The following is a 13,336-nucleotide window of genomic DNA, read 5'->3' as shown; positions in this document are numbered from 1 at the left end:
TAGAGAGGCGACCAAGAGGTCGGGCTCGGCATAACGCGCCGGGTCGCCCCTCGGTCGGATTTAGACGATCTTATGGACGCGAGAGCCGGGAGTAAAAAGCGACCGAGACAGGCCCCATCCATTGCAGTTGATATTTATACCGGCCCTCCGTACACAATGCCTATGCTGAACAGGAAAGGACAGAGAGCGTGACCCAAACCGTCGCATCGGGCGTTTCCACCGCGCCTCCCGGCCCATATGTCGCATTCGACCGCATGCCGATCGGGAACTCATGGCGGGCGGGTAGAATCGGTCGGGCTGCGGAGGACCGTGACCCCTACACAGGCGATATTCTGGTCAGCATTCCCCTCGCCAATGAACAGGATTTGAACGAAGCCTATCAGGCGGCCGCCGACGCGCAACCGAAATGGGCGGCGACGTTGCCGGGAGAACGGGCCGCCATCCTCCGCCGCGCCGCCGACATCATGGAAGCGCGCAAGGAAGAAATCGTCGGTTGGTTGATACGGGAATCGGGCAGCACGCGCCTGAAGGCGAATGTGGAATGGGGCTCCGCCCGTGCCATCATGCTGGAGGCTGCTTCGGCACCGTATAAAGTCCAAGGGCGAATTCTCCCGTCGGATATTCCCGGAAAAGAAAACCGCGTGTATCGCCGGCCGGTCGGTGTCGTCGGGGTGATCAGCCCGTGGAATTTTCCGATGCACCTGAGTAATCGTTCGGTGGCGCCCGCGCTGGCCGTCGGCAATACGGTGGTGATCAAACCGGCATCGGACACACCCGTCACAGGCGGATTATTGCTGGCCAAGATATTCGAAGAAGCGGGACTTCCTCCCGGCGTCCTCAGCGTGGTGGTCGGGCCGGGGAATCTCATCGGCGATGCGTTCGTGCTCCATCCGGTTCCCCGGGTGATTTCGTTCACCGGCTCCACGCCGGTCGGCCGGCACATCGCGGAACTCGCCGCCAAGGGTCCTCTCATCAAGCGGGTCGCGCTGGAATTGGGCGGGAACAGCCCGTTCATCATCCTCGACGATGCCGATCTCGACCTCGCCGTCAACGCCGCCGTCTTCGGCAAATTTCTTCACCAGGGACAGATTTGCATGATCACGAACCGCTTGATCGTGGATGCCAAAATCTATGATCCGTTCGTCGAACGGTTCTCATCCCGCGTGCGCGGCCTCAAGGTCGGAGACCCCGGCAATGCGGATACCGCCATCGGGCCGATCATCAATCAGTCGCAGCTCCAGGGATTGATCAAGCACATTGCCACGGCACGCTCGGAAGGAGCGCGACAAACGGCCGGCGGTGATCCTCAAGGCTGCCTGTTGCCGCCCCATGTCTTCGCCGACGTGACGCCTCGCATGCGGATTGCCCAGGAGGAAATGTTCGGTCCCGTGGTCTCCGTCATCAAGGTGTCCGGCGAGGAGGAGGCCATCCGCGTCGCAAACGATACGGAGTATGGGCTGTCGAGCGCGGTCTTCACGAGAAATGTCGAGCGGGGCGTGCGGGTCGGGCTTCAAGTAATGGCCGGCATGACGCATGTGAACGACCAGCCCGTCAACGATCTGCCGAACTGTCCGTTCGGTGGCGAGAAGAACAGCGGCCTCGGCCGCTTCGGCGGCGACTGGATCATCGAAGAGTTCACGACCGACCATTGGGTGAGCGTGCAACATCAGCCTCGTCAGTATCCGTTTTGAGAGCATGTCTCGGCGACGAGACTGCGGAGGAATTCCGAGATGACGACCGAATCCCTGTACGGCATGGACATCCGCCGCAACCATCAGCGGTTTCACACCAAGATTCCTTGGCTCGACTCGCATCATAGCTTCAGCTTTTCAGATCACTACGATCCGCGCAATACTCATCACGGGCTTCTCCTGGTGAGCAACGATGACGTGGTGAAACCCAACACGGGTTTCCGCACCCATCCCCATCAGGACATGGAAATTATCACCTGGGTGCTCGACGGTGAACTGGAACACAAAGATTCGGAAGGTCATCACGGCATCATTTATCCCGGGCTGGCCCAGCGCATGAGCGCCGGCACGGGAATTTGGCACTCGGAGATGAACCCGCGGAAGGACAACGATGTCCACTTTATCCAGATGTGGGTGCCACCGGATACCGAACGAATTACGCCCGGCTATGAACAGTTGGATATTAATGGCCAACTGGACAGGGGCGGGTTAGTTCCGATTGCATCGGGCCGTGGACATGAGGCCGCCATCTCGATCAGACAAAAAGACGCCGTGCTCTGGGGCGGCAGACTTCGGCCCGGCGAGGCCGCGCACGTGCCGGACGCTCTGTACGTGCATCTCTTTGTCGCGAAAGGCGAGGCAATTTTGGAAGGGGCCGGTCCGCTCCATAGCGGCGACGCCGTCCGCCTCACCGCGGCCGGGAGCCGGATTTTGACGGCGGACGCGAACACAGGCGCTGAAGTTCTTATCTGGGAAACCAACCGAGACCTCGAACCCTGAAGAAGCGCCGGCCTCCGCCGGCGCGGGCAAGGACATGAACGAAACCTTACACATCGAGAACGTGGTCCTCGGAGGCGGTGAGGCGGGCAAGTACATCGCATGGGAGTTGGCCCGGCAAGGCCGGCCCGTCGTCGTGATCGAGCAGGCTCTGATCGGAGGCTCGTGCCCGAACGTCGCCTGTCTGCCGAGCAAAAATATCATCCGCAGCGCGAAAGTTGCGGATCTCGCAAGGCGTGGAGCGGCGTATGGCGTACGGGTCGAAAGCGCGAGCGTCGAGATGGAGGGAGTGCGCCGGCGAAAGCGGGAGATGGTCGACGGCCTGATCGAGACCCACCGCGCGAAGTTCGCGGTGCCGAATCTTGACTTCCAATTCGGCGATGGCCTCCTCGTGGGACCTCGGACCGTCGAGGCGAGACTCCCCGATGGCGGCCGCAAACGTTTCGCCGGCGAACGCCTGTTTCTGAACCTTGGCACCCATGCGACGATCCCCAGTGTCCGGGGTCTTGCCGATACCGCTCCGCTGACGCACGTCGGCGCTCTCGAACTCGGTAGGCTGCCGTCGCACCTGGTCGTGCTCGGCGGCGGCTATTATGTGGGTGTGGAGTTCGCGCAAGCATTCCGGCGGTTCGGCAGCAAGGTGACGGTACTCGAGTACGGGGGGCAGCTTCTGGGCCGGGAGGATCCCGACGTGGCGGAGGCTGTCCGCGCGATCTTCGAGGAAGATGGCATCGATGTCGTGCTCGGCGCGAATACGCAGTTCGCGGAGGGGCGCTCGGGTGATCGCGTGCGTCTCCGCGTCAAGACGGAGGCAGGCGAGCGGACGATCGAAGGGTCGGACATTCTCGTGGCGGCGGGACGCACGCCGAACACACGCGGCATCGGCCTGGAGGAGGCAGGGATCGAGCTTGACGCGCACGGCTTCATCAAGGTGGACGATCGCCTGCGGACGAGCGCTCCCGGGGTGTGGGCAATGGGCGAGTGCGCGGGCAGTCCGCAATTCACGCACGTTGCACTCGACGACTTTCGTGTTGTCCGTGACAACCTCGCGGGAAAGCGGCGGTCGACACAGGATCGGCTCGTTCCGTACTGCGCCTTCATCGACCCTCAGCTCGCGCGCGTCGGACTCGACGAAACCGCGGCGCAGCGGCAACGGATCGAGGTGCGGGTCGCCAGGCTGCCGATGAGCCACGTGCTGCGGGCGCGCGCGCTGGGGGAGACACGCGGCTTCATGAAGATGCTCTTGGACGCGAATAGCGACCGTATTCTCGGCTTCACGATGCTCGGCGTCGACGCGGGCGAGGTCCTCGCAGTCGTCCAGACCGCGATGCTCGGCGGCCTGCCCTACACGATCCTTCGAGACGCGATCCTTACGCATCCGACAATGGCCGAAGGCTTGAACGTTCTGCTCGCGACCGTCCCTCTTGGTTCGGGCGCAAGGCGGGATGCCTGATCGATCAATGCGGTGAACAACGAAAGGGCATCACGAGCCGATCGTCCGAATCGAGTCGTAATTTGTTGGATAGGTGGAATAGACATCAGCGCATCTCTGAATCACATGCAAGGGACACCGCCTGAAACCGCAATACATGCTATAGCCGGTGAGGGCCCAAGTTCACCGGTAGCCAATGAAGAATCTAATGAAGATCTAAGGGGGACACCATGCTTGAAGAGAGGACTGTTTCGCTCGAAGAACAAGCCGCGCAGCACCGCAAGAATGATCCGGAGTTCAGCGCGTGGGCCGACGGGTATGGGGTCATCCGCCACCAGGCTGAGACCCAGATCCGCATCTTCGAGCTGAGCCGCCGGATGTCCTCGGAAGCCGGCGACACCGTGCCGTTCTGGGATCTGCTTCGCGCGCTCGATCGCCTCGCGAGCGCCGGTCTTTGGCTGGTCGTGCACCAGACATACGCCCGCCATGTGTATCTCGACGGCCGCCCGCTCGAGACGGAGGATTTCAAGATCCGGCCCGAAGGACATACGGGAGGATCGCTGAACATGGTACCCGCCTACGCCGGTTACCTTGCCGCCAATGTGCTCAGCGGGCACACGCGAAGTTGGCTCATGGGGCAAGGCCATTGCGTCGCAGCCGTCGATTCGTTGAATTTGCTGGTCGGCAATCTGACGGAGGCGCATGCGAAGCGCTACGCGGTCACGGATCAAGGGCTGAGCCGCTATGTCCGGGACTTTTATCTGTACCGCCTCGAATCCGACGGCCGGCAGGAATCGCCGCTCGGCAGCCATGTCAATGCCCACACGGCGGGCGGTCTGGCCGAGGGTGGATATCTCGGGTTTGCGGAGCTTCAGTATGTCCATATGCCGCTTCGTGGCGAGCGGTTGGTGGTGTTTCTATCGGATGGCGCATTCGAAGAACAACGCGGGAGCGACTGGGCCCCGCGCTGGTGGCGGGCGGAAGATAGCGGATTGGTCACGCCGATCATGATCAAGAATGGTCGCCGCATCGATCAACGGACGACCCTGTCTCAACAGGGTGGAGCAGACTGGTTTTGCGATCACCTCCGCCTGAATGGGTTCGATCCGTTCGTGTTCGATGGACGCGACCCTGCCGCCTTTCTCTGGGCGATCGTCGAGATGGAACAGCGACTCGAACATGCCGGCGAAGCTGTTGCGGCGGGACGCGCGCGCTATCCGATTCCGCTGCCTTATGGAATCGCAGTGGCACCGAAAGGTGCCGGTTTCCCTGGAGAGGGTACGAATCTCGCGCATAATCTGCCTTTGATGGCGAACCCGCGGATGGAATCCCGAGCGGCCAGCCTGTTCAATCAGGGTATCAAGCAACTGCACGTGCCTCCGGACGTCTTGCATGATGCCGTCGACCTCTTTCAGCGACATGAGGCCTCCGCCCGCCCGCGAGAGCGGGATCACCTCTTGGCTCATCGAGATGCGCATCTGCTGGAGGTCCCCTCGCCCACGTTCAAACCGGTGGCAGCCCGTGACCGGGCGTTGTCCACTCCATTGAGCGCCTCGTCGCCGATGACCGCCGTCGACCGGATGTTCACCTCCGTCGTGCAGCGCAATCCGCACTTGCGACCGCGGGTCGGCAACCCTGACGAAATGCTCTCGAACCGGCTTGTAGAAACCCTGGGCGTCCTTAAATTCCGCGTGACCGATCCGGAGCCGTCGATCCCTGAAGCCGTGAATGGCTCCGTCATCACGGCCTTGAATGAAGAAGCGGTGGCCTCGGCCGCGTTGGCGAATAAAGGAGGCATCAACCTGATCCATACCTATGAAGCATTCGGCACGAAGATGCATGGGGCGATCAGGCAGGAGATTATCTTCTCGAATCACTGTGCCGAGGCGGGGCGCCCTCAACGCTGGCTTTCGATTCCGCTCATCTTGACGTCGCATACCTGGGAGAATGGAAAGAACGAACAGTCGCATCAGGACCCCAGCATGGCCGAAGCGCTGCTCGGCGAACCGTCACACGTGTCGCGAGTGCTGTTTCCCGCCGACTTCAATACGGCATCGGCCGTCATGGAGGAGATCTACCGGACGCATGGGCAGTTCTGGACGCTCGTCGTGGCGAAAGCCGAGACGATTCCGGATCGCTTCTCGGGTGACGAGGCTCGGCGCCTCATGAAAGAGGGTGCAATCCTGGTCGAGTGGGCCGGGTACAACATGGATCAGGCGCAAATCATCTTGACGGCGATAGGCGCGTATCAATTCGAGGAAGTAATCAAAGCCTCCCAGCGACTGGCCGAACGACAACTGCCGCATGCGGTGGTGTATCTCCTGGAGCCCGGCCGATTCCGTGCGCCGCGGTCTGAACGGGAAGAGATCCATCGCGCCTCTGCCTCTCTGATCGAAACATTGTTCCCGGCGTCCATACAGCCGCGGGTCTTTCTGACCCATACTCGTCCGGAAACGATCCTCGGCCTGCTCGGCGCGCTCCACACGGGATCGAAGGTCTGCGGGCTTGGGTACATTAACGAAGGCGGCACGCTCGATACACCTGGCATGCTGTTCCGGAACCGCTGCACCTGGGCGCATTGCCTGGATGCGGTCGCCCGCATTTTGAGCCTGCCACGTGAGCGGGTGCTGCGGGAAGACGAGCTGGACGCGCTTGATCGGCGAAAAAGCCCCCACGGTGTGATCATCCCGACCATCATCGAGTAACCGCAAGAGGGAAGACCGAGAAGCCGATGCGACTGACGATCACGCCACCATATCTGGACCCGAATAGCCATGAAGCCTTATACGAAATTGACGAGACCGTGCTGAATGCGGGCGTGAAGCCGAAGCCGGGGCGATCCACACCAGGTCTGTCGATGGCCGGACAAGGGGAGGAGAAGAGCATGACGGAGGCGCATGTCAGTCATAGTGAAACATGAAGGCATGGTCCTTTTGCGATGGACGAGCTGGATGGGACCGTGCAGCTGGCCAAGGAACTTGGATAGCGCAAGCTCGATCATCACCCATTGGCGGAACAGTGAGCCATCAGGCGTATTCCACCGATCACCGGCGGGGTGGAGTGACTGATCGCCCTAGTCAACAGTACGATAGTGTTTTCTGAACCTTCACAGAGGAAGACGAAGATCAGCGTTTCGGTCTCGGTGTGAGCGAGGCCAAGGTCTTGGGAGGATGTGATGCATCCGGAAATGGAACAGAATGATTCGCCTGGTTTCTATACACCAGTCGGCTCCCGTCGCACGTTCTTTCGCTGGGTGACGGCCGCAGCGTCGAGCCTCATCGGCTTGGGGCTGGCGGTGCCGCTGGTCGGGTATGTCGTCTCGCCGGCTTTCCGTCGAAGAGAGCAGCGATGGGTCGACGTCGGCCGGGAAGCCGACCTGCCCGTCGGAGAACCCAAGCAACTTGAGCACGTGACGACACTCAGGGACGGTTGGATGGAGACGAAGTCCCAGAAAGCCGTGTGGGCCGTCAAGCAGACCGACGGATCGATCACCGTGTTCTCGCCTATCTGCACTCATCTGGGTTGCGGCTATCGGTGGGAGCAGTCGGATCGGACGTTCAAATGTCCCTGCCATAGAAGTGTGTTCGATGTTGACGGAAAGGTCATGGCCGGTCCGGCTCCGCGGCCTCTCGATGTCTTGCCGGCGAAGGTAGAAGAGGGGCGCCTCTTCGTGATCTACAAGGAATACAAAGCGGGATTGTCGCGGGCGCAAGAAATCTGATGCGCGCCTAGTGAGGAAGAGAGAGTATGTCTTCGAAAATCTACAAGTGGCTGGATAGTCGGTTACGACTTCAGCCGATCAAACAGACGTTATTGGACGAGCCGATCCCCGGCGGCGCGAGCTGGATTTATGTCTTCGGCTCGGCCACGCTTTTCCTGTTTGTCCTTCAGGCGATCACCGGCATGTTTTTGGCCCTCTATTACGCGCCCACGCCGGATCATGCCTACGACAGCATCCAATTCATCGAGCAGGAGATCGCCTTCGGCGCGTTCGTCCGCGGACTGCATCATTGGGGCGCATCGCTCATGGTGGTCGCCATAGGCCTGCACATGCTCCAGACCTTCCTCTACGGAGCCTACAAACCGCCACGCGAAGTCATGTGGATGATCGGTGTCGTTCTGTTGCTCATCACGCTCGGCTTTGCCTTTACAGGCTACCTCCTGCCCTGGGATCAGAATGCTTACTGGGCGACGCAAGTGGGCATCAATATGGTAGGAGGGGTGCCGGTGGTCGGAGATTTTCTCGTGCGCGTGCTTCGAGGAGGCGAGAGCCTGGGCGCTCTAACGCTCTCGCGATTTTTCGCGGTGCACATCCTTTTCTTGCCGGCCTTGCTGATCGTCGGCATCATGCTCCATCTCTTCGTCCTGCGGCGGGTGGGTCCGGCGGGTCCCTGGAGCGATGACCGCGCCAAACTGGGCAGCGAGACCTTCGCGCCTCGCCAGGTCTACATGGACGCGGTGGTCATGCTGGCGCTGTTCGTCCTGGCGGCGACTCTCGCGCTGACCGTGCACTTTCCGCTGGCCGACAAAGCGAATCCTTCCGACACGACTTTTGTGCCGGTGCCCGAATGGTATTTTTTGTTCTACTATCAGCTGCTGAAATACGTCCACGGGCCGTTCGAACCCCTGGTGACATGGATGCTGCCGGCCGCGTTCATCCTGATCGTCTTGTTCTGGCCTTTTATTGACCGCAATCCGGCCCGCAACCCGTCCCAGCGTCGAGTGGCGATGCTGGCAGGCGGAGGATTTCTGATCGTCGTGTTCGGACTGATGGCGCTCTCCCTGCGCGACCTCTACGCCGAACGCCGTATCGATCCCTCGGTGGCGCACGGCAAAGCCGTGTATGCTCAGTACGGCTGCGCCGGGTGTCACGTGATCCACGGCGAAGGCGGCGCGGTCGGACCTGATCTTTCGTACGTCGGAGATACCCGCCCGGATCGCGAATGGCACTACCGCCATTTCAAGGATCCGGCAGAGGTCGTGCCAGGCTCCACCATGCCCAGATTTCAGCTGGCTGAGAAGGAGTTGCATGACCTGACCAGCTATATGTTGAGTTTGAAAGAGGACAGTTGAGCAGTACTGCCAGCGAAACGGCAAAACATTCAAGATGTTGGCCGGCGAGCTCAGCCGGTCGGAGATGAGGAGGACGACATGAAAATCGCGCTTATTGGAGCCACTGGATTTTTCGGATCAGCCATTTTGAAAGAAGCCTTGGAGCGCGGCCATGAGGTCACCGCCATCGCGCGGCATCCGGAGAAACTGACGGCACATCCGAAGCTCCATGCTCAAAAAGGGGATATCTACAACGCGGATGAAGTGGCTCGGCTCGTCGCCGGTCATGATGCCGTGATCAGCGCGTTCAATCCCGGATGGACGAACCCGGACATTTACGACCTTCAGGTCAAGGGGACCAAAACCATCATCGCCGGTGTGAAGAAGGCCGGGATCAAGCGGCTTCTGTTGGTGGGCGGCGCCGGCAGCTTGGAGGTGAAGCCGGGCGTTCAGTCCGTCGATTTACCTGAATTTCCAAAGGAGTGGAAACAGGGCGCGCTGGCGACACGCGAGGCGTTGAATCTGCTGCGCCAAGAACCGGAATTGGATTGGTCCTTTCTTTCGCCGTCCGCCGATTTGTCTCCAGGTCAACGGACAGGCAAGTTTCGGCTCGGAAAAGATCAGTTACTAAAAGATGCGAATGGGCAGAGCAGGATTTCGACGCAAGATTATGCCGTGGCGATGCTGGATGAAGTGGAACGGCCGGCGCACGTCCGACAGCGGTTTACCGTTGGATATTAACCATCCAGTGATCACGAATCGGCCAGAAATGGAACGATGGCGATTTGAGTCATCAATCAAAAGGAGGACGAATCATGACAACCCAAGTGGCGATCAACGACCCGGCGAAAGCGAAGGCCTATTTCGAAGCGAAGATGGCATTTACCACCGGACCCGTGGAACTCGAACGAATGATGAAAAACAATGAGGTGAATGTCGTCGACGTCCGGGCCGCTGAAGACTATGCGGAAGGACACATTCCTGGCGCGATCAATTTGCCCAAGAATCAGTGGCAGACCCTCAAGGGGCTGAGAAAGGACAAGACGAACGTCCTGTACTGCTATTCACAGGTCTGTCATCTCGCTGCGACGGCGGCTGTCGAGTTTGCAGAGAAAGGCTATCCCGTTATGGAATTGGACGGTGGATGGCGCTGGTGGCGAGACGACGATTTCACGATCGAAAAGTGATCAAGAAGTGAGAGAAGAAAAGGAAGGTGTTATGGACGACAGACAAGGTCTGCCCTCATAGAGAAAGCTCAAGAGGCGTTCCAGCTGACGAAAAGGTCATCCACGCGGCAAGGTGGTGTTGGAGATCAAGCAAGGAAACTGATGAGGCAAGGTGGCCTGAGGATAACGCTTGGGCGATGCTCCGCGACATGAGCTAGCATTGGGGGATTCATGATCACGCTTAATGATGCAAGAGGCATTATCGTCGCTGCCGAGAAGAAGGCGATGGAGCTCGGCCAACCCATGAACATCGCGGTCGCCGACGCCGGAGGGAATTTAATCGCGCATGTGCGGATGGATGGAGACTGGATCGGCAGTATCGATATTTCCATCAAGAAAGCCTTACCGCGCCGGGCGTTCGATATTGCCACGAAAAATCTGGCGACCCACTCGCAGTCGAGCGGTCAGTTCTTTGCGATTCATGCGCCCGACGACGGCGGGGTCCATGATCTTAGCGGGGCCAGATGATCGGCTTCAGTCTCTACATGATCAAGGCGATGCTCAACGGGCGGGGCGGCGAGATTATCGACTCGCCAAAAGCAACGTGTTCCGATGATCGCGCCACCTTATTTGCAGGTCGCATTAATAGGTCGCCTTACAACGCTATTCGTCCTTGTTCGCAAAGCGACGCCGGATGCGGCGAAGCGGTAGTTGTCCGGTAACGGGAGCCGTTTACGGGGCACATGAACCAGACGGCAAACAATCATGCGGTCTTCTCCCGTGCTCAGCGCGAAGCCATTACGAAGCGCGTGATTGAGGCGATGCGGCCCAAGTATGGCCGGATGTACGGGTTTGATGCGTCGATGCCGGCGAACGTCGAATTGGCAATCAGGCTGGTCGGTTCTTATTACTAGAGCCTGACCGTTGGTAACCAGGATCCGACCACTACGGCCTGTTGATACCTATGTCTTCGATCCCTCGCTGTGTTGATCACTCTTTCGTGGCACTGCAATCTACGAAGCGTCGAACAGCAAGGGAAGGGAGCAGGCAGCGCTTTCCCGCTTCGTCTTCGTGTATAGTGCGGCGTGGGGCTCGGGAATATCGGGCCGTCGGGCGCGGGCACGGCACCTGTCGCACGGCACGCAATGGTCGGAGATGATGCAATGTCGGTAAAAGTGACGATCGGCCCTCCCGTCATTTCCATCAATCATGGGAATACCTTCTTGGTATCCGAGTTCGACGGCTCCATCACGGATGCCTCCGATCAGGGTCTCTATTCGCGGGACACCCGGTACCTCAGCCGCTATCAACTGTATATCGACGGCAAGCCATGGACCTTCCTCAATTCCGGCTCGATCGCCTATTATGCGTCGCGAACCTATCTCGTGAATCCACGGGTATTGACGGAGCATGGAACGATCGAATCGGGAACCCTGGGACTCGTGCTGGGGCGCACGATCGGAGAGGGGCTTCATGAAGACATCGACATCCGCAACTATGGCTCACAACGCCTGCGCTTCAGTCTCGAACTCCTGATCCGGAATGACTTCGCCGACATCTTCGAAGTGAGAGCCAACGCGTTGACGCGCAGAGGTCATATCGAGACCGAGTGGTTGAGCGACGGTCAACAGTTGATCAGCCGCTATGTTCACCGTGATTTTCGCAGGGCGCTGATGCTGTCCCTCGAGGGCTGCGACTCGCGCGCGCTGTACGGCAATGGACGCATCAACTTCGCGATCGATCTCGCGCCCGGCGCCGCCTGGCATGTCTGCTGTAAGCACGACATCGAGGAAACCGGCGTTCTCCGGTCTGCTCCCGGCGAGTGCGCGCACGTCTGCGAGAGTTCCCGCCCAGGTCAGACCTTGGCGCAGTGGATGCGCGTGACCACCCAGATCACCACCTTGAACGAAGAATGGTACCGCCTGTATCGGCAGGCGGTGGAAGATATGGCGGCCTTGCGCCTCCCGGCTGACGAGAAGCGTCCGGACGAGTGGATGGCCGCCGCCGGAGTCCCCTGGTTCGTCAGTGTCTTCGGTCGCGACAGCCTCATCGTAAGTCTGCAGAACATGATGGTCTATCCGGATTTCGCGAGGGGCACGCTCAAGCGTTTGGCGGAGCTCCAAGCGAACGACATGGACGATTACAGGGACGCGGAGCCGGGAAAGATGCCTCACGAGCTCCGGGTCGGTGAGCTGGCCCATTTCAAACGGGTTCCCCATACCCCATATTATGGAACCGCCGACGCGACCATTCTTTATATCATCGCGTGGCATGAGGCCTGGAAGTGGTTGGGCGATGAGGCGCTCATGGCCCAATATGCGGACACGATCAAGCGGTGCCTGCAGTGGATCGATCACTATGGAGATCGCGATGGGGACGGATTCCAGGAGTACCAGACCCGCTCCGACAAGGGCTATGAAAACATGGGATGGAAAGATGCTGGCGACGCCGTTCTCTATCCGGACGGCTCGTTGGTGAAAGGGCCGAAAGCATTGTGCGAACTGCAGGGGTATGTCTTCGATGCGAAGCGCCGGGCGGCAGAATGGGCGGAATATTTCGGCGATCCGGACCTGGCGGCGAAGCTCAGGCGGGAAGCCGGAACCCTGCAACAACGGTTCGAAGAGCGGTTTTGGTGCGAGGACCTCGGATACTACGCCTACGCCTTGGATGGCGACAAGAAGCAGGTCAAGACGATCGCTTCCAACGCCGGCCATCTTCTGTGGAGCGGCATCGTTCGCCCGGACCGCGCCGAACGAGTGGTGCGGCGATTGCGCGAACCGGACATGTGGAGCGGATGGGGCATCCGGACCTTGTCCGCGCGGCATCCGGCGTACAATCCGTTCTCCTATCACGATGGGTCGGTGTGGCCCCACGACAACGGTATCATCGCCATGGGGTTCAAACGATATGGATTTGCAGAGGAGGCGGCCTTGATCGCCCGCGATATCAGCGAGGCCGGCCGCTATTTCCTGCTCAATCGCCTGCCGGAGCTGTATGCCGGCATTGAGCGGGGGCCGGGGACGTTCCCGGTGCAGTATCTTGGGGCCAATGTGCCGCAGGCCTGGGCCGCGGGCAGCGTGTTTCACCTTCTCCGGGCAATCCTTGGGCTTGAGGCCGATGCGCCCAAAAGAACACTTTACCTCGACCCCATGCTTCCACCGTGGCTGCCGGATCTTACGGTTCGTCAGCTCAGGGTCGGCAAGGCGACGCTCGATCTT

Annotated in this window: 10 protein-coding genes and 2 pseudogenes; all 12 read left to right on the top strand. The window is 60.0% G+C overall.

The annotated features are described in order from the left end of the window. Positions 1 to 254: 254 nt before the first annotated feature. On the top strand, positions 255 to 1,691 hold the full coding sequence (locus tag ACOSYY_RS12990) for an aldehyde dehydrogenase family protein (protein WP_526023320.1): 1,437 nt from the start codon (positions 255 to 257) through the stop codon (positions 1,689 to 1,691). A gap of 39 nt (positions 1,692 to 1,730) precedes the next feature. Further along, positions 1,731 to 2,471: a pirin family protein gene (locus tag ACOSYY_RS12985; protein WP_421662890.1), complete on the top strand. Its 741-nt coding sequence runs from the start codon at positions 1,731 to 1,733 to the stop codon at positions 2,469 to 2,471. 34 nt (positions 2,472 to 2,505) lie between these two features. Next, positions 2,506 to 3,921, top strand: a complete 1,416-nt coding sequence (locus ACOSYY_RS12980) for an FAD-dependent oxidoreductase (RefSeq protein WP_421662888.1) — start codon at positions 2,506 to 2,508, stop codon at positions 3,919 to 3,921. 209 nt (positions 3,922 to 4,130) lie between these two features. Next, entirely contained in the window at positions 4,131 to 6,605 is a 2,475-nt protein-coding gene (locus ACOSYY_RS12975) for a phosphoketolase family protein (protein ID WP_421662886.1), read from the top strand. A 26-nt stretch (positions 6,606 to 6,631) separates the two neighbouring features. After that, positions 6,632 to 6,820, top strand: a complete 189-nt coding sequence (locus tag ACOSYY_RS12970) for a hypothetical protein (protein ID WP_421662885.1) — start codon at positions 6,632 to 6,634, stop codon at positions 6,818 to 6,820. Positions 6,821 to 7,087: 267 nt separating this feature from the next. Beyond that, a complete protein-coding gene (locus ACOSYY_RS12965; RefSeq protein WP_421662884.1) occupies positions 7,088 to 7,621 on the top strand; it encodes a QcrA and Rieske domain-containing protein in 534 nt (177 codons plus the stop codon). Positions 7,622 to 7,647: 26 nt separating this feature from the next. Beyond that, the gene (locus tag ACOSYY_RS12960; RefSeq protein ID WP_421662883.1) at positions 7,648 to 8,973 is read left to right on the top strand and encodes a cytochrome b; all 1,326 of its coding nucleotides are present in this window, start codon (positions 7,648 to 7,650) and stop codon (positions 8,971 to 8,973) included. A 78-nt stretch (positions 8,974 to 9,051) separates the two neighbouring features. Beyond that, complete coding sequence (locus ACOSYY_RS12955; RefSeq protein WP_421662881.1) at positions 9,052 to 9,693, top strand: NAD(P)-dependent oxidoreductase; 642 nt, start codon at positions 9,052 to 9,054, stop codon at positions 9,691 to 9,693. 74 nt (positions 9,694 to 9,767) lie between these two features. Next, positions 9,768 to 10,139, top strand: a complete 372-nt coding sequence (locus ACOSYY_RS12950) for a rhodanese-like domain-containing protein (RefSeq protein ID WP_421662880.1) — start codon at positions 9,768 to 9,770, stop codon at positions 10,137 to 10,139. 210 nt (positions 10,140 to 10,349) lie between these two features. Beyond that, a pseudogene (locus tag ACOSYY_RS12945) lies at positions 10,350 to 10,637 on the top strand (heme-binding protein); the annotation flags it as partial. Positions 10,638 to 10,843: 206 nt separating this feature from the next. After that, a pseudogene (locus ACOSYY_RS12940) lies at positions 10,844 to 11,032 on the top strand (MBL fold metallo-hydrolase); the annotation flags it as partial. A gap of 249 nt (positions 11,033 to 11,281) precedes the next feature. Then, a partial coding sequence (locus ACOSYY_RS12935; RefSeq protein WP_421662876.1) for an amylo-alpha-1,6-glucosidase occupies positions 11,282 to 13,336 on the top strand: 2,055 nt, incomplete at its 3' end.

Source organism: Nitrospira sp. BLG_2 (assembly GCF_049222245.1).
The sequence above is the reverse complement of the archived record's forward strand: the minus strand, read 5'-3'. Positions and strand labels throughout refer to the sequence as shown.

Bases quoted from the DNA above. Each gene is read 5' to 3' on its own strand.
- ACOSYY_RS12990 (WP_526023320.1), top strand. From the start codon at position 255: ATGCCGATCGGGAACTCATGGCGGGCGGGTAGAATCGGTCGGGCTGCG.
- ACOSYY_RS12985 (WP_421662890.1), top strand. From the start codon at position 1,731: ATGACGACCGAATCCCTGTACGGCATGGACATCCGCCGCAACCATCAG.
- ACOSYY_RS12980 (WP_421662888.1), top strand. From the start codon at position 2,506: ATGAACGAAACCTTACACATCGAGAACGTGGTCCTCGGAGGCGGTGAG.
- ACOSYY_RS12975 (WP_421662886.1), top strand. From the start codon at position 4,131: ATGCTTGAAGAGAGGACTGTTTCGCTCGAAGAACAAGCCGCGCAGCAC.
- ACOSYY_RS12970 (WP_421662885.1), top strand. From the start codon at position 6,632: ATGCGACTGACGATCACGCCACCATATCTGGACCCGAATAGCCATGAA.
- ACOSYY_RS12965 (WP_421662884.1), top strand. From the start codon at position 7,088: ATGGAACAGAATGATTCGCCTGGTTTCTATACACCAGTCGGCTCCCGT.
- ACOSYY_RS12960 (WP_421662883.1), top strand. From the start codon at position 7,648: ATGTCTTCGAAAATCTACAAGTGGCTGGATAGTCGGTTACGACTTCAG.
- ACOSYY_RS12955 (WP_421662881.1), top strand. From the start codon at position 9,052: ATGAAAATCGCGCTTATTGGAGCCACTGGATTTTTCGGATCAGCCATT.
- ACOSYY_RS12950 (WP_421662880.1), top strand. From the start codon at position 9,768: ATGACAACCCAAGTGGCGATCAACGACCCGGCGAAAGCGAAGGCCTAT.